The organism is Pseudomonas sp. IT-P218 (genome assembly GCF_949767605.1).
GTDB classification, from domain to species: domain Bacteria; phylum Pseudomonadota; class Gammaproteobacteria; order Pseudomonadales; family Pseudomonadaceae; genus Aquipseudomonas; species Aquipseudomonas putida_AE.
This window is the reverse complement of record NZ_CATKQQ010000011.1, coordinates 287093-302525: the sequence shown is the minus strand read 5'-3', so window position 1 is coordinate 302525 and position 15433 is coordinate 287093. Positions and strand designations below refer to the sequence as shown.

Here is a 15433-nt window from a genome sequence, read left to right as displayed (position 1 = left end):
CACTACGCCTTTTTCCGCCGGACACAGAGGATCGCCTTATGGATTTTGTTCAACGCCGCCTCGCCGAAAGGCCTGGCGTAAAAATCGCCCTGGCGACGGTTTTCGTGATCCTCTGCTGGGCCTACTCCCCCATTGGCATCCGCATCGGCCTGGGTGCTTACGAGCCGGGTCATCTGGCGCTGATCCGCTTTCTCATTGCCTCAACGTTCATGGCCGGGGTGGCGTTAGTAAAGGGTATTTCCCTGCCTCGCCTGAAAGATCTGCCACTGTTGGTTTTGCTGGGATTTTTTGCTGTCAGCCTGCACCACATCGCCCTCAACTTCGGCCAACGAGGCGTCAGCGCCGGCGCGGCCAGTGTGCTTGCGCAATCCACGCCGCTGTTCAGCACGATACTGGCGCATTTCGTGCTCAAGGACCGGGTCAATGGTTGGCAGTGGATCTGTGTGCTGTGCGGCTTGCTCGGTGCGGGGGTCGTGGTGACGGGTGATCGTGGCTTTGGAGAACTGGATGCGCACGGGCTGCTGATCCTGCTGGCGGCCTTGTCCTGGAGCCTCTATTTCGCCCTGCAAAAACGCCATTCCCATCGCTACGACGGGCTGACGATGGTGTGTTACACCATCTGGTCGGGCACCACATTATTACTGGTGTATGCACCGGGCTTGTGGAGCGAAGTGCAGAACGCCTCGGCGTCGGCCAACCTGGCGGTGCTTATCCTGGGTATTTTCCCCAGTGCCCTTGCGTACCTCGCCTGGGCCTACGTACTGACTCACAGTAACGTGAGTCGCGCTTCCATTTCGCTTTACCTGATACCGCCCACCGCCATGCTGATGGCCTCGGTGGTTCTGGCTGAGCGCCCGTCGATCATGGTCATCAGTGGGATGGTCATCGTGCTGGCGAGCGTGCTGGCGCTCAATCTGCAGCCATCGAGAGGCTGCAATGCAGTGGGGCCTTCGCGAGAAAGCCCCGAGAACAATTGATCACTCGCCGTAGATATCAGACTTGAAGTAGTGCTGAGAGATCTTCTGGTACTCGCCACTGGCGCGGATGCCGTCGATCGCGGTGTTCAGCTCCGAGACCAGCTCGGTGTTGCCCTTGCGAACCGCGATCCCGGCGCCCTCGCCCACGTATTTCGGGTCCTTGAGCTCTGGGCCGACAAAGGCGTAACCCTTGCCACGGGGCATCGACAGGAAGTCGTTGAGGGGAATGGTGTCGGCGAAGATGGCATCGAGGCGGCCCGCCGCCAGGTCCATGTAGATCTCTTCGTTGTTGCTGTAGCGCTTGACGTTGACGCCCATGGGTTCGAAGACTTCGGTCGCGTAGCGGTCGGTGGTGGTCGCCCGTTGCACGCCCACGGTCTTGCCCTTGAGGCTGGCGTATTGGTCATCGACGACCGCGCCTTCCTTCATGACCAGGCGCGACGAGGTGAAGTAGTACTTGTGGGTGAAATCCACCGACTTCTTGCGGTCTTCGTTGATGGTCATCGACGACAGGGCCATGTCGATCTTCTTCACCTTAAGGGAAGGAATCAGGCCGTCGAACTCGCCCTCGACCCACACACACTTGACCTTCATCTGCGCACACAGGGCATTGCCGATGTCGTAGTCGAAGCCCGCGATCTCGCCTTTGTCGGTCTTGGAGGCGAATGGTGGGTAGGCCGCTTCGATACCGATGCGCAGGGTTTTCTCGGCGGCAAACAGGGTGCTGCACGCCAACAGGCTCAGGGCCAGACCGGTGATGAGGGGGAGTTTCTTCATGTTCGTTCTCTCGCGGGTTGTTGTTGGTTTGGCAAGACGAAGAAGAGCAGTTCCAAGCTTGAAGCTCGGAGCTTGAAGCTGTTTTTATACTTGGAATTCCATACTGGACTTTTATGTATTTGGCGTCAATCCGGTAAATGGGTGGCGTGCCGGCCGATGGTCGGGTGGTCAATCAAGCGGTTCTTGGGTGAAGCGGATGGCCTCTTCGCGAGCAAGCCCGCTCCCACAGGGGTCTGTGTCGTACACAGAGTTTGTGTTCACAGAAGATCACTGTGGGAGCGGGCTTGCTCGCGAAGACTGACTAAAGAACGCCGCAGGAATTACCGCTTCCAGCGATCCGCCGCCGCATGATCGCTGTCACGCCCCTCGACCCAACGCGGCCCATCGCTGGTGTTTTCCTTTTTCCAGAACGGGGCGCGGGTTTTCAGGTAGTCCATGACAAAGGCGCAGGCGTCGAAGGCCGCCTGGCGGTGGGCGCTGGCGGCGCCGACGAAGACGATGGGCTCGCCGGGCTCCAGGGCCCCGATGCGATGCAGCACTTCCAGCTTGAGCAAGGGCCAGCGCTGCTCGGCCTCGGTGGCGATCTTGCCGAGGGCTTTTTCGGTCATGCCCGGATAGTGTTCGAGGAACATCCCGGCGACATCCAGGCCGTCATTGAAGTCGCGAACATAGCCGACGAAACTCACCACCGCGCCGACGCCGACATTGGCATCGTGCATGGCGTTGACTTCGGCGCCGGGGTCGAACGCGGTCGATTGCACGCGAATGGCCATGGCTCAGCCCCCGGTCACGGTGGGGAAAAACGCCACTTCATCGCCATCGCTGACCGGTTCGTCGAGCTGGCACAGGTCTTCGTTGCGCGCGCACATCAGGTTCTGCTCGCTCAAGACTTCGGCGCCGTCGCGCTGGGCCAGCAATGCGCGTACGTCGTCGACGGTGGCGAAGTCGCCCTCGACCTTTACCGCATCGACGCCCAGCGCTTCGCGGTAACGGGCAAAAAATTTCACGGTGACGTTCATGGCTGCTCCGCCTGGAAATGCCCGCTCTTGCCGCCGACCTTCTCCAGCAGGCGCACGCTTTCGATGGTCATGCCGCGATCCACGGCCTTGCACATGTCATAGATGGTCAGGGCGGCGACGCTGGCGGCGGTCAGGGCCTCCATCTCGACACCGGTCTGCCCGGACAACTTGCAGCACGCCACGATGCGCACGCTGTCCTCGCCTTCGGCACTGAGTTCGACCTTGACCCCGGTCAGCATCAGCGGATGGCACAGGGGAATCAGGTCGCTGGTCTTTTTCGCCGCCTGGATGCCGGCAATGCGGGCCACGGCGAACACATCGCCCTTGGGGTGACCGCCACTGACGATCATTTGCAAGGTTTCGGGCAGCATGCGCACCAGCGCCTGGGCCGTCGCTTCACGGAAGGTCACGTCTTTTTCGGTGACGTCGACCATGTTGGCGCGGCCTTGGGAATCGAGATGAGTCAGCACGGGGTTACTCCTGATCAGGAGTTTCGATTGTAAACCTGTGGGTCAGATTTCCGCACGCCAGATTATCGGATGGCCGCATTCCTGTAGGAGCTGGCTTGCCAGCGATGAGGGCCTTGAATTCAATGCAAGCTTCAAGGCCCCCTTCGCTGGCAAGCCAGCTCCTACAAGGTTTTTGTCGGCCATAAAAAACCGGGCGGCTTTGGGGCCGCCCGGTTTTGGGTGAAGGTTACAGATGCGATTCGGCGTATTCGGCCAGGATTGAACGTGGCACCCCTTGCAGGGTGATGTGCACCCCGTTCGGGAAGTCCTTGAAGCGTTCAGTCAGGTAGGTCAGCCCGGAGCTGGTCGCGGACAGGTAAGGGGTGTCGATCTGTGCCAGGTTGCCCAGGCACACTACTTTTGAACCGGCGCCGGCACGGGTGATGATGGTTTTCATCTGGTGCGGCGTGAGGTTCTGGCATTCATCGATCAGGATCAGGCTCTGTTGGAAGCTGCGGCCCCGGATGTAGTTGAGGGATTTGAACTGCAACGGCACTTTGCTGAGGATGTAGTCGACGCTGCCATGGGTGCTTTCGTCATCCATGTGCAAGGCTTCGAGGTTGTCGGTGATGGCGCCCAGCCAAGGCTCCATTTTTTCCGCTTCGGTGCCGGGCAGGAAGCCGATCTCCTGGTCCAGGCCTTGCACGCTGCGGGTGGCGATGATGCGGCGGTAGCGCTTGCTGACCATCGTCTGTTCAATGGCCGCGGCCAGCGCGAGGATGGTTTTACCGGAGCCTGCGGCACCGGACAGGTTGACCAGGTGGATGTCCGGATCGAGCAAGGCATACAGCGCCAGGCTCTGATAGATGTCCCGCGGCTTGAGGCCCCAGGCTTCCTGGTGCAGCAGCGGTTCCTGGTGCAGGTCCAGGATCAGCAGTTTGTCTTCCTCGATCTCCTTGATCCAGCCGACGAACCCCTGCTCGTCGATGATGAACTCGTTGATGTGCACTGCGGGCAGGTTGTCGATCAGCTGTACCTGATGCCAGGTGCGGCCGTGGTCCTGGCGGGTTTCGACCTTGCTCACGCGGTCCCAGAAGGAGCCGGTCATGTTGTGGTAGCCATTAGGTAGCAGCGATACGTCGTCGACCAGTTGGTCGGTGCTGTAGTCCTCGGCCGCGATCCCGCAGGCGCGGGCCTTGAGGCGCATGTTGATGTCTTTGGTAACCAGCACCACGGGCTTCTGTGGGTCCCGCGCGTGCAGGTCGATCAATTGGTTGATGATTTTGTTGTCGTTCAGGTGCTCGGGCAGAATCAGGTTCGGCTCGGCGTGCTTGCTCATCAGAATTGACAGCAAACCCTTGGGTCCGCTCTTGCCCCGCTGGATCGGCACACCCTGCTCGACGTCCTCGGGTGAGGCATCGCCCAGGGTCTTGTCGATCAGCCGGATGGCCTGGCGGCATTCGGCGGCAACGCTGTGATGCCCGCTCTTGAGCTTGTCGAGTTCCTCAAGCACGGTCATCGGGATCGCGACGTGGTGTTCTTCGAAGTTAAGCAGCGCGTTTGGATCGTGAATCAATACGTTGGTATCGAGTACATAAAGGATTGGCTGGTTGGAAGAAGAGCTACGTCCGTGATCATCCATACTCGGTCACCTTTGTGGGAGCCAGTCGACGCAATACCTTGGCGGTGCTGCGCCTCGAAGTGACTACCGAATACACCTGCGGGGACTCAAGTGTTCTGCATACATGCGGGTCTTGGGAGACGCCACCTGTGTTGCAGGTTTCGGCGGTCTGTCTTCGTAATACTCCAAAACCCATGACAGAAAAAAGTACTTTGACGCTTTTTTGAAGTTTATTTTTCAGAATGACCAATAACACTTGGCGGACTGCCATCACCCGTTTACAGTCGGAAGTCAACCTGCAGCAAAATCACCTCTAAAATCGCCTTTCACCCAATGTTTACGGGCTTTGGCGGTTTTCAGCGAAATCCCTCCTGACAGTCTTCCCACCCGATCCCGCTCTGCGCCGTTTGTGTGATCAGCCAGGGCAACGCCGTTTTCACCCCCTCCTGCTTCACATTGAAATTGATCACCCCGTGGCGCCACAGCAGCATCAGGGTCAGCACCCGTTGCGCACTCTGGCTGCCCTTGAGCTTGCCCGCACCGTCCTGGGCATCGATATCCCACAGGGCGACCTGCAAGCCCTGGGCCTTGAAGAAAGCGGCGGCGTCGGCGCGGCGCTGGCCATCGGGCGGGCGAAACAGCGGCACGAAGTTCTCCGGCAGCTTGCTTTTGGCCAGCTCGACGCTGCGGCGTACCGAGTCCTGCCAGTCCTGCCAGTGGCTGTGGGAGCGAAATTCCCAGCCCTGCACGCCGATGCACTGGGTTGACCAGGTCGACTGCAGGCTGGCCACCGAGCGCTCGTTTAAACGGGCCTGGAGGTCCTTGCCGAGCACGAAGAAGGTGCCACTGAGGTTCGCCTTGCGCAGGTACTCGGCAATCCAGTCGGTATTGTCCGGCGTGGCATTGGCGGCGCTGTCGAAGGTCATTAGAAACAGCCGATCATGCATGCCGTCGCCATTGCGTTCATAGTCGCCAAAACGATCGACTTCGCTGCTGGTTTGCGGGAACAGCGCCGCCTTGCGCAGTTGCTCATCCAGGTACTGGGTGTGGAACAGGCGACTCGGCTCGGACCATCGGGTGTAGTAGCTGTCCTCGCTGAGCTGGAACTTGCCGGCCTGCTCGCGCAAGGTGGCCATGTCCTCGACCAGGAAACAGAAGGAGGCGTCCTGGTCGCAACTCTGCTGAGCGAAGTTGTAGTTGGCCAGCAGGCGTTGCCACAGGCGCTGGCGAACCCGATTGACCGACTCCAGGTTGATGGTGCGCAAGCCAAGGCGTTGCGCCAGCGCCGCCTCGTCCAGGGCTTCACTGGCCAGCAGCACCCGGGCGAACATGAGGATTTCGGCCCGCGAGGCGACATCGAACAGGGTCGGGTTGTCGAGTTTTTCCGGCCAGGTGCTGCGATCCAGCGTTGCTACTTCACCGGGTGCCGCGATGGCGCCGAAGCTAAATAGCCAGATCGAGATGAGAAAAACGATGCGCAATGGGAAGTCTCCATAACCGGGCCCGGGCGGCACTATATCGCGGGGAGATCAAAAGATCGCAGCCTCGCTCCGCGAGACAGCTCCTACAGGGGGGGCTGTTCCGAGTTCAAGCCAACCCGCTCCCGGGTACGGTCCATTTTCAAGCCAACCCGGTCCCGTAGGAGCTGTCTCGCGAAGCGAGGCTGCGATCTTGTCCCATGACGCCACCGATCACCTATCGCACCGATAGCTGGAGTCAACACGGTCAACCCCCTAGAATCGCCGCCACGATTAAAGGAGACGACTTCATGCTGACGGTGATTTCCCCCGCCAAGACCCTCGATTACGAAACGCCGCCGGCGACCCAGCGCTTTACCCAGCCGCAATACCTCGACCATTCCCAGGAGCTGATCCTGCAGCTGCGCGAGCTGACCCCGGCGCAGATCAGCGAACTGATGCACGTTTCCGACAAGATCGGCGGGCTCAACGCCGCCCGCTTCGGCAGCTGGACACCCGCCTTCACCCCGGCCAACGCCAAGCAGGCCTTGCTGGCGTTCAAGGGCGACGTCTACACCGGGCTCAATGCGCAAACTTTCAGCGAAGCCGACTTCGACTACGCCCAGCAACATCTGCGCATGCTCTCCGGCCTGTATGGCCTGCTGCGTCCCCTCGACCTGATGCAGCCGTACCGTCTGGAAATGGGCACCAAACTGGCCAATGCCCGGGGCAAGGACCTGTATGCCTTCTGGGGTACGCGGATCAGCGAATGGCTGAACGAAGCCCTGGCCGACCAGGGCGATGACGTGCTGCTCAACCTGGCGTCCAACGAGTATTTCTCGGCGGTCAAGCGCAGCGCCTTGAACGCACGCATCATCAACACCGAGTTCAAGGACCTGAAGAACGGTCAGTACAAGATCATCAGCTTCTACGCGAAAAAGGCCCGGGGCATGATGAGCCGCTTCGTCATCGAAGAACGCATCAACGACCCGCAAGCCCTCAAGCAGTTCGATGTTCAGGGCTATCGCTACAGCGCCGAACAGTCTAAACCGGACAACCTGGTGTTCCTGCGCGACCACGCACCAGAGTAAATCAACGGGTCGGCGCACGACCTTCCAACTCCCCTCGTGCGCCCCCACTGATCTCCTCGAAATCCCTCGCTTTTTTCGTCATTTTTATGACGCCAAAATACCACCTGTCAATTTTCTAACTTTAGTTTCACTCGACTTCGATCATTTTTTTCAGTAGTGGCACCGAAAAAAATTATCGATAGTGGCAAAAAACTATCCCCTCCAATAATCCGCCTATATATAAAGGGCGAAACGGCAAGTGCTATCAATTTGAGAGCAGTGCCATCTTCGACAATATTTCAAGAAATTTCAGATTTCGTGATGAGCGGGCCGGAACTATGTCCAGATGCACCGCTCATACCACCGGTAACGATTCTCGCCGTGGATGTACGAGATAACTTACGCAGATCAGGGAACCATGTAGTGAAGTTGCAATACTAACTTCCACTGACTAACCCCCTGATTTGGGCAACACCAGAACGCACAGGAGATACGCACCATTAATATCCCCTGCAAGGCCAAGGCCGCGTCCCTATAAACGTGCTCACCCGGGCACCAAAACGCTTGATCTACGGGCTTTCGGCCTGACATCGAGCGTGCAGGAACATTGCACGAACTTCTTCTGAACAGAGGACGCGCTGCATAACAGGGCAAGTCATAACAACAAGGCCTAGTTGCGCACACCTTGAGTGCACTTATTTAGACACTCGGAACTTTTATGCCAGCACGCGGTATTGTCGCGCCTGCCAGGCGTAACTTCCGCGTGCACTATAACCGCTGAACACCATTAACTCCGGCCATCTAACGGCTTGATCAACACTGAGGTAAATGCGATGCGCATCAGCATATTTGGTTTGGGTTACGTAGGCGCTGTCTGTGCCGGCTGCCTGTCTGCACGGGGCCATGACGTCGTTGGCGTCGATGTTGCCAAAGACAAGATCGATATGATCAATGCCGGCAAATCGCCGATTGTTGAACCAGGCCTGGGCGAACTTCTGGCCCAGGGTATCCAGACCGGTCGCCTGCGTGGCACCACCAACTTCGCCGAGGCGATTCGCGACACCGACCTGTCGATGATCTGCGTCGGTACGCCGAGCAAGAAGAACGGCGATCTGGAACTGAACTACATCGAAGCCGTGTGCCGCGAGATCGGTTTTGTCCTGCGTGACAAGACCACCCGCCACACCATCGTGGTTCGCAGCACCGTGCTGCCAGGTACCGTGGCCAACGTGGTGATCCCGATTCTCGAAGACTGCTCCGGCAAGAAGGCCGGCGTCGATTTCGGTGTTGCCGTGAACCCTGAGTTCCTGCGCGAAAGCACCGCCATCGCCGACTACGACCAGCCGCCAATGACCGTCATCGGCGAGTTCGACAAGGCCTCGGGCGACGTTCTGCAATCGCTGTACGAAGAACTCGACGCACCGATCATCCGCAAGGACATCGCCGTTGCCGAAATGATCAAGTACACCTGCAACGTGTGGCACGCCACCAAGGTGACCTTCGCCAACGAGATCGGCAACATCGCCAAGGCCGTCGGCGTCGATGGTCGTGAAGTGATGGACGTGGTCTGCCAGGACAAGACCCTGAACCTGTCCCAGTACTACATGCGCCCGGGCTTCGCCTTCGGCGGTTCCTGCCTGCCCAAAGACGTGCGCGCCCTGACCTACCGCGCCGGGTCCCTGGATGTGGAAGCACCGCTGCTCAACTCGCTGATGCGCAGTAACGAGTCCCAGGTGCAGAACGCCTTCGACATCGTTTCCAGCCACGACAAACGCAAAGTCGCCCTGCTGGGCCTGAGCTTCAAGGCCGGCACCGACGACCTGCGCGAAAGCCCGCTGGTGGATCTGGCGGAAATGCTGATCGGCAAGGGCTACGACCTGAGCATCTACGACAGCAACGTCGAATACGCCCGCGTTCACGGCGCGAACAAGGACTACATCGAGTCGAAGATCCCCCACGTCTCGTCCTTGCTCAACGCCGACTTCGACGAAGTGATCAACAACTCCGACGTGATCATCCTCGGCAACCGTGACGAGAAATTCCGCGCCCTGGTGCAGAACGTTCCACACGGCAAGCAGGTGATCGACCTGGTCGGCTTCATGTCCAAGGCCACCAGCGTGACTGGCCGGACTGAAGGCATCTGCTGGTAACGCGGTATCTGTAGGAGCTGCCGCAGGCTGCGATCTTTTGGCGCAGGCGATGGCTAAAGATCAAAAGATCGCAGGCTTCGCCAGCTCCTACAGGGACTCTGGCGTCATCCAGAACGGGTGCCGCCAGTTTTCACAAGCCTGCCTTAACCCCATCGGGCCACCCCACAGGCTCGCCCGAGATCGAGACGGATGCAGATTATGCACAGGCTAAAGCACGGCCTACTCCAGGCCGCCGGTTGGCTGTTCTACCTGAGTTTATTGATGGGCATCGCCATGGCGCTGCCTGTGTCCACGTTCGACTCCGAGTCGAAGGACTTCATTTTCCTGATCGGTATCGTCGGTATCTGGCGCTACTCGATGGGTGCCACGCACTTTCTGCGCGGCATGCTGTTCCTGTACGTGGTCTACCCGCACCTGCGGCGCAAAGTGCGCAAGCTGGGCAAGGCGGCGGACCCGTCCCATGTCTTTTTGATGGTCACCAGTTTTCGTATCGATGCGCTGACCACCGCGCAGGTCTACAGCTCGGTGATCCGTGAAGCGATCGACTGCGAGCTGCCAACCACCGTGGTCTGCTCCATCGTTGAAATGTCCGATGAACTGCTGGTCAAGAGCCTGTGGAACCGGATGAACCCGCCTGCCCGGGTCAAGCTCGACTTCGTGCGCATTCCCGGCACCGGCAAGCGCGACGGCCTGGCCTACGGTTTCCGCGCCATCTCCCGCCACCTGCCGGATGACCGCGCCGTGGTGGCCGTGATCGATGGCGACACCGTGCTCGGCGAGGGCACAGTGCGCAAGACCGTGCCGTGGTTCCAGCTGTTCGGCAACGTCGGCGGCCTGACCACCAACGAGTTCTGCGAAGTGCGCGGCGGCTACATCATGAGCGAATGGCACAAGCTGCGTTTCGCCCAGCGCCACATCAACATGTGCTCGATGGCCCTGTCCAAGCGCGTGCTGACCATGACCGGGCGCATGTCGGTGTTCCGTGCCACCGTGGTGACCAACCCGGAATTCATCGCCGACGTGGAAAGCGACTCGCTGCAACACTGGCGCCTGGGTCGTTTCAAGTTCCTCACCGGCGACGACAAGTCGAGCTGGTTCAGCCTGATGCGCCTGGGCTACGACACCTTCTACGTGCCGGACGCGGCGATCAACACCGTCGAGCATCCGCCTGAGAAGAGCTTCATCAAGGCCAGCCGCAAGCTGATGTTCCGCTGGTACGGCAACAACCTGCGCCAGAACTCCCGGGCCCTCGGCCTTGGGGTCAAACGCCTCGGTGCGTTCACCTCGGTGGTGCTGTTCGATCAGCGCGTGTCGATGTGGACCTCCCTGCTGGGCTTGACCGTGGCGCTGATCGCCAGCTTCAAGTACGGCACCGCGTTCATCCTGGTGTACCTGCTGTGGATCGGCATCACCCGCCTGATCCTGACCCTGTTGCTGTCCTGCTCCGGCCACCGGATCGGCCCGGCATACCCGGCGATTCTCTATTACAACCAGATCGTCGGCGCGCTGGTGAAGATCTACGTGTTCTTCCGCCTCGACCAACAGTCCTGGACTCGCCAGCCCACTTCCCTGACCCGTGATCTCGCCAGCTTTCAACGTTGGTTCAACACCTGGTCGTCTCGGACCATGACCTTCTCCGCCGGCAGCATTTTTGTCGCCGTGCTGCTGATGATGGTCTGACCGCCCCCTTATTGAATTAACCAGGAAATCGCCCATATGAATACCGCCGTCAACGCCAACGTAGTGCATGAATCCGAAGCCCAGCGCCAACACGCCCGAGTGAAAATCCCGGCCAAGCTGCGTTTCTTCGGCCCTGACCGTACGCCGGTCGAAGCGCGAGTGATCGACCTGTCCGCCGGTGGCCTGGCCTTCAATGCCGGGCAACTGCCACTGAAGATCGGCGACAAGTACAAGGCCCGCCTGCAGTTCGTCATCGACAACCTCGGCCTGGCCATGGACGTGGAATTGCAGGTGCGCTCCCATGATCGCGAGACCGGTCGTACCGGCTGCCAGTTCCAGAACCTGGAACCGCAGGACATCTCGACCTTGCGCCACCTGATCACTTCGCACCTGGCGGGCGACATCGTCACCATCGGTGAAGTGCTGGCGACCCTGCAGCGCGACAACTTCACCAAGGCGCGCAAGATCAAGGACGGCGGCCACGGCATGAGCGCGTTCGGGCGCATGAAAGCAGTGACACTGAGCCTGGGGGTTTTCGTCGTCGGCCTGGCGGCGTTCGGCTTCATCTTCAAATCGGTGTACGGCATGTACTTCGTCAGCCACGCCCAGGCCGGCCTGGTCAGCGTGCCGGGCGTGAACATCACCATGCCCCGCGACGGCACCGTGCAGAGCCTGGTGAAAGGCGATGGCGTCGCTGCCAAAGGCGCACCGCTGGCGACCTTCAGCACCAGCATGCTCGACGTGCTCAAGGGTCACCTGGAAGACGATCAACTGGCCCCGGCCAAGGTTGAAGAGCTGTTCGGCAAGCAGATGACCGGCACCCTGACCTCGCCGTGCGATTGCACCGTGGCCCAGCAAATGGTCGCCGACGGTCAGTACGCCAGCAAAGGCGACGTGATCTTCCAACTGGTGCCACGCAATACCGAAGCCAACGTCGAGGCGCGCTTCTCCTATCGCCAGTTCGGCGACGTTCTGCCAGGCACCCCGGTGCGCTTCCAGATCGCCGGCGAAGACAAGACCCGCACCGGCAAGATCGTCAGCAGCACCAGCCTGAAAAGCGCCGACCTGTCATCCGACATCCGCGTCCTGATCCAGCCTGACGAAGCCCTGGACAGCAGCCTCGCCGGCCGTCCGGTGGAAGTGAACAGCGACCGTGGCCCGAACCTGAACTGGCTGATCGACAAAGCCATGGCTGCTGGTCTGTAACCGGAGGACATGCACGTGACGACGCCACCAATTCCAAGAACACCGCAGTCCCTGTGGGAGCTGGCCTGCCAGCGATTGGATCAATGCGGTACCGCTGGAACACCGAGTCGAATGCATCGCCAGCAGGCTGGCTCCCACATAGGATTGATGGTGTGCTCGCTGGCATTGGCAGTCAGCCTCGCCGGTTGCGCCGGCCTGCCCGACCAGCGCCTGGCCAACGAAGCGCTCAAGCGCGGCGATACCGCCACTGCCGCGGCGAACTACCAGCAACTGGCAGACCTGGGCTACAGCGAAGCCCAGGTTGGCCTGGCCGATCTCCAGGTCGACAGCCGCGACCCGGCGCAGATGAAACAGGCCGAAGCGACTTACCGCGCCGCGGCCAGCGTTTCACCGCGGGCCCAGGCACGCCTGGGTCGCCTGCTGGTGGCCAAGCCCGGCTCCACCGAAGCCGAACAGCACGAAGCCGAAGGCCTGTTGAAAAAAGCCTCGGCCGCCGGCGAAGGCAACACCCTGATCCCGTTGGCGATGCTGTACCTGCAATACCCGCACAGCTTCCCCAACGTCGACGCCCAGCAGCAGATCAGCCAATGGCGCGCCGAAGGCAAGCCGGAAGCGGGCCTGGCGCAAGTGCTGCTGTATCGCACCCAGGGCACCTACGACCAGCACCTCGACGAAGTGGAAAAGGTCTGCAAGGCGGCGCTCAACACCACCGACATCTGCTACGTCGAACTGGCCACGGTCTACCAGAAACAGGCCAAGCCGGAGCAACAGGCCGAGCTGATCAAGCAGATGCAGGCCGCTCACAGTCGCGGCGCCGTTTCCGCCCAGCGTGTCGACAGCGTCGCCCGCGTGCTCGCCGATCGGACCCTGGGCACGCCCGACGAAAAAACCGCGCAGTCGCTGCTTGAACCCATCGCTCCAGGCTACCCGGCCTCGTGGGTCACCCTCGCGCAACTGATCTACGACTTCCCGGAACTCGGCGATGTCGACCAGATGATGAAGTACCTGGACAACGGCCGCGCCGCCGACCAACCGCGCGCCGAGCTGTTGCTGGGCAAGCTCTACTACGAAGGCAAGATGGTCCCGGCCGACGCCAAGGTCGCCGAGGAACACTTCCAGAAAGCCGTCGGCCGTGAAGTCGCCGCCGATTACTACCTTGGCCAGATCTATCGCCGTGGCTACCTGGGCAAGGTCTATCCGCAGAAGGCCCTGGATCATCTGCTGACCGCTGCGCGTAACGGCCAGAACAGCGCCGACTTCGCCATCGCCCAACTGTTTTCCCAAGGCAAAGGCACCAAGCCTGACCCGCTCAATGCATACGTCTTCAGCCAGTTGGCCAAGACCCAGAACACCCCGCAAGCCACCGAGCTTGCGCAAACCCTCGAAGCCCAACTGCCGCCTGCGCAGCTGGCCGAGGCCCAGCGCCTGTTGAAACAGGAACAGGCGGTTCGCGGCAACTTGAGCCAGAACACGCTGCAACTGCACGCCCTGCAAGAAGAAGACGGCGAGGAATCCCTATGAAGTTGAATCCATTCATGAAGGCCGGAATCGGCCTGACATTCGCGCTGATCTGGTCGTGCCCGACACTGGCGGCGATGACTGAAGAAACCAAGAACTACGGCCTGGACGTGAAAATCACCGGCCAGTCCGAAGACGACCGAGACCTGGGCACCCAGAGTGGCGGCGACGTCAATGGCCTGGGCCTCGACCTGCGCCCGTGGGTGTATGGCGAGAGCGGCGCGTGGAGCGCGTATGCAATGGGTCAAGCCGTGACGTCCACCGACATCATCGAGACCGATACCCTGCAGCAATCCGAAGGCACCGAAAACACCGTCAACAATGACCGCAAGACCAAGAAGAACTACCTGGCGATGCGCGAGTTCTGGGTCGGCTACAGCGGCTTCACGCCCTACCCTGGCGAAATCCTGAAATTCGGCCGCCAGCGTCTGCACAACGACGACGGTCAATGGCGCGACACCAACATCGAAGCCCTGAACTGGACCTTCGACACCACCCTGTTGCGCGCCAACGCCGGTATCGCCGAACGCTTCAGCGAGTACCGCACTGACCTGAAGGAACTGGCGCCGAAGGACAAGGATCGCCTGCACGCCTACGCCGATGCCGAATACCAATGGACACCGGGCCACTGGGCCGGCATTCGCGGTCATCACACCCACGATGACGGCAAGCTCGATTATCCAGAGCCGGGTGTGGCCGGCGATTCGCTGGACAAGAAACAGAACGGCGATATCAGCTGGCTGGGCCTGCAGGCCAACAGCGACGCCTACAACTGGCGCAACACCAACACGGTCAACTACTGGGGCAGCATCACCGGCATGAGCGGCGACCGCGACACGGTCAACCCGCTGAACGCCGATGGCACCGCACCGGCGCAAGCCAAGCACAGCGGCGATGTCGATGGCTGGGCCACCGACCTGGGCGTACGTCTGCGCCTCGATCCGCAATGGCAAGTCGGTGCGGCCTACGCCCGTGCCAGCGCCGATTACGAACAGAACGGCCTGGAAAGCAACCGCTCGAGCTACACCGGTACCCGCTCGCGTGTGCACCGTTTCGGCGAAGCCTTCCGTGGCGAAATGAACAACATGCAATCGGCCACCCTGTTCGGTTCGTGGATGCTCAACGACGAGTACGACGCCAGCCTGATCTACCACAAGTTCTGGCGCGTCGACGGCAACAAGCCGATCACCAGCAACGGCATCGACGCCGTGCAGAACAACACCGACGACGTCACCGGCGCGGTGCTGTCCAGCACGTCCCTGCCACTGAACGATGGTGATAAAGACCTCGGCCAGGAAATGGATCTGGTGGTCACCAAGTACTTCAAGCAAGGCCTGCTGCCGGCGGCATTGAGCCAGAAGATCGATGAGCCTTCGGCCCTGGTGCGCTTCCGTGGCGGTGTGTTCAAGCCGGGCGACGCCTACGGCAAGGAAGTCGATTCGTACATGCACCGCGCGTTCGTCGACGTGATCTGGCGCTTCTGATGCACATTGCGAAGGGAGTCCCCGA

Annotated in this window: 13 protein-coding genes; 7 read left to right on the top strand and 6 right to left on the bottom strand. The window is 60.5% G+C overall.

Going from position 1 to position 15433, the window contains the following annotated elements:
* Positions 1 to 38: 38 nt before the first annotated feature.
* Positions 39 to 977 carry a DMT family transporter gene (locus ACM6I6_RS07990; RefSeq protein ID WP_414919703.1) on the top strand — a complete coding sequence of 313 codons (939 nt, stop codon included), beginning with the start codon at positions 39 to 41 and terminating at the stop codon, positions 975 to 977.
* Here the strand turns inward: ACM6I6_RS07990 and ACM6I6_RS07985 are convergent, their stop codons facing one another.
* From ACM6I6_RS07985 to ACM6I6_RS07960, 6 genes are all read right to left on the bottom strand, one after another.
* Positions 978 to 1754: an ABC transporter substrate-binding protein gene (locus ACM6I6_RS07985; protein ID WP_274073917.1), complete on the bottom strand. Its 777-nt coding sequence runs from the start codon at positions 1752 to 1754 to the stop codon at positions 978 to 980.
* Between the two features lie 320 nt (positions 1755 to 2074).
* The gene (gene moaE, locus ACM6I6_RS07980) at positions 2075 to 2527 is read right to left on the bottom strand and encodes a molybdopterin synthase catalytic subunit MoaE (RefSeq protein ID WP_274073918.1); all 453 of its coding nucleotides are present in this window, start codon (positions 2525 to 2527) and stop codon (positions 2075 to 2077) included.
* Positions 2528 to 2530: 3 nt separating this feature from the next.
* Entirely contained in the window at positions 2531 to 2773 is a 243-nt protein-coding gene (moaD, locus tag ACM6I6_RS07975) for a molybdopterin converting factor subunit 1 (protein ID WP_046820459.1), read from the bottom strand.
* Positions 2770 to 3243: a cyclic pyranopterin monophosphate synthase MoaC gene (gene moaC, locus ACM6I6_RS07970; protein ID WP_323605626.1), complete on the bottom strand. Its 474-nt coding sequence runs from the start codon at positions 3241 to 3243 to the stop codon at positions 2770 to 2772. Before moaC ends, moaD begins: the two co-directional genes overlap by 4 nt.
* A 226-nt stretch (positions 3244 to 3469) precedes the next feature.
* Positions 3470 to 4864, bottom strand: a complete 1395-nt coding sequence (locus tag ACM6I6_RS07965; protein WP_046820461.1) for a PhoH family protein — start codon at positions 4862 to 4864, stop codon at positions 3470 to 3472.
* Positions 4865 to 5199: 335 nt separating this feature from the next.
* The gene (locus ACM6I6_RS07960) at positions 5200 to 6324 is read right to left on the bottom strand and encodes a polysaccharide deacetylase family protein (RefSeq protein ID WP_274073920.1); all 1125 of its coding nucleotides are present in this window, start codon (positions 6322 to 6324) and stop codon (positions 5200 to 5202) included.
* A gap of 287 nt (positions 6325 to 6611) precedes the next feature.
* Here ACM6I6_RS07960 and yaaA point away from each other — a divergent pair, with 287 nt between their 5' ends.
* The 6 genes from yaaA (at position 6612) to ACM6I6_RS07930 (ending at position 15408) form a co-directional block, all read left to right on the top strand.
* Positions 6612 to 7391 carry a peroxide stress protein YaaA gene (gene yaaA, locus ACM6I6_RS07955; RefSeq protein ID WP_274073921.1) on the top strand — a complete coding sequence of 260 codons (780 nt, stop codon included), beginning with the start codon at positions 6612 to 6614 and terminating at the stop codon, positions 7389 to 7391.
* A gap of 812 nt (positions 7392 to 8203) precedes the next feature.
* Positions 8204 to 9520: a nucleotide sugar dehydrogenase gene (locus ACM6I6_RS07950; protein ID WP_274073922.1), complete on the top strand. Its 1317-nt coding sequence runs from the start codon at positions 8204 to 8206 to the stop codon at positions 9518 to 9520.
* Positions 9521 to 9718: 198 nt separating this feature from the next.
* Positions 9719 to 11200 carry a mannuronan synthase gene (gene alg8, locus ACM6I6_RS07945; protein ID WP_406592065.1) on the top strand — a complete coding sequence of 494 codons (1482 nt, stop codon included), beginning with the start codon at positions 9719 to 9721 and terminating at the stop codon, positions 11198 to 11200.
* Positions 11201 to 11236: 36 nt separating this feature from the next.
* Entirely contained in the window at positions 11237 to 12406 is a 1170-nt protein-coding gene (locus ACM6I6_RS07940; protein ID WP_274073923.1) for an alginate biosynthesis protein Alg44, read from the top strand.
* A gap of 9 nt (positions 12407 to 12415) precedes the next feature.
* A complete protein-coding gene (algK, locus tag ACM6I6_RS07935; protein ID WP_406592064.1) occupies positions 12416 to 13927 on the top strand; it encodes an alginate biosynthesis TPR repeat lipoprotein AlgK in 1512 nt (503 codons plus the stop codon).
* On the top strand, positions 13924 to 15408 hold the full coding sequence (locus tag ACM6I6_RS07930; protein ID WP_274073925.1) for an alginate export family protein: 1485 nt from the start codon (positions 13924 to 13926) through the stop codon (positions 15406 to 15408). Before algK ends, ACM6I6_RS07930 begins: the two co-directional genes overlap by 4 nt.
* Positions 15409 to 15433: the final 25 nt, after the last annotated feature.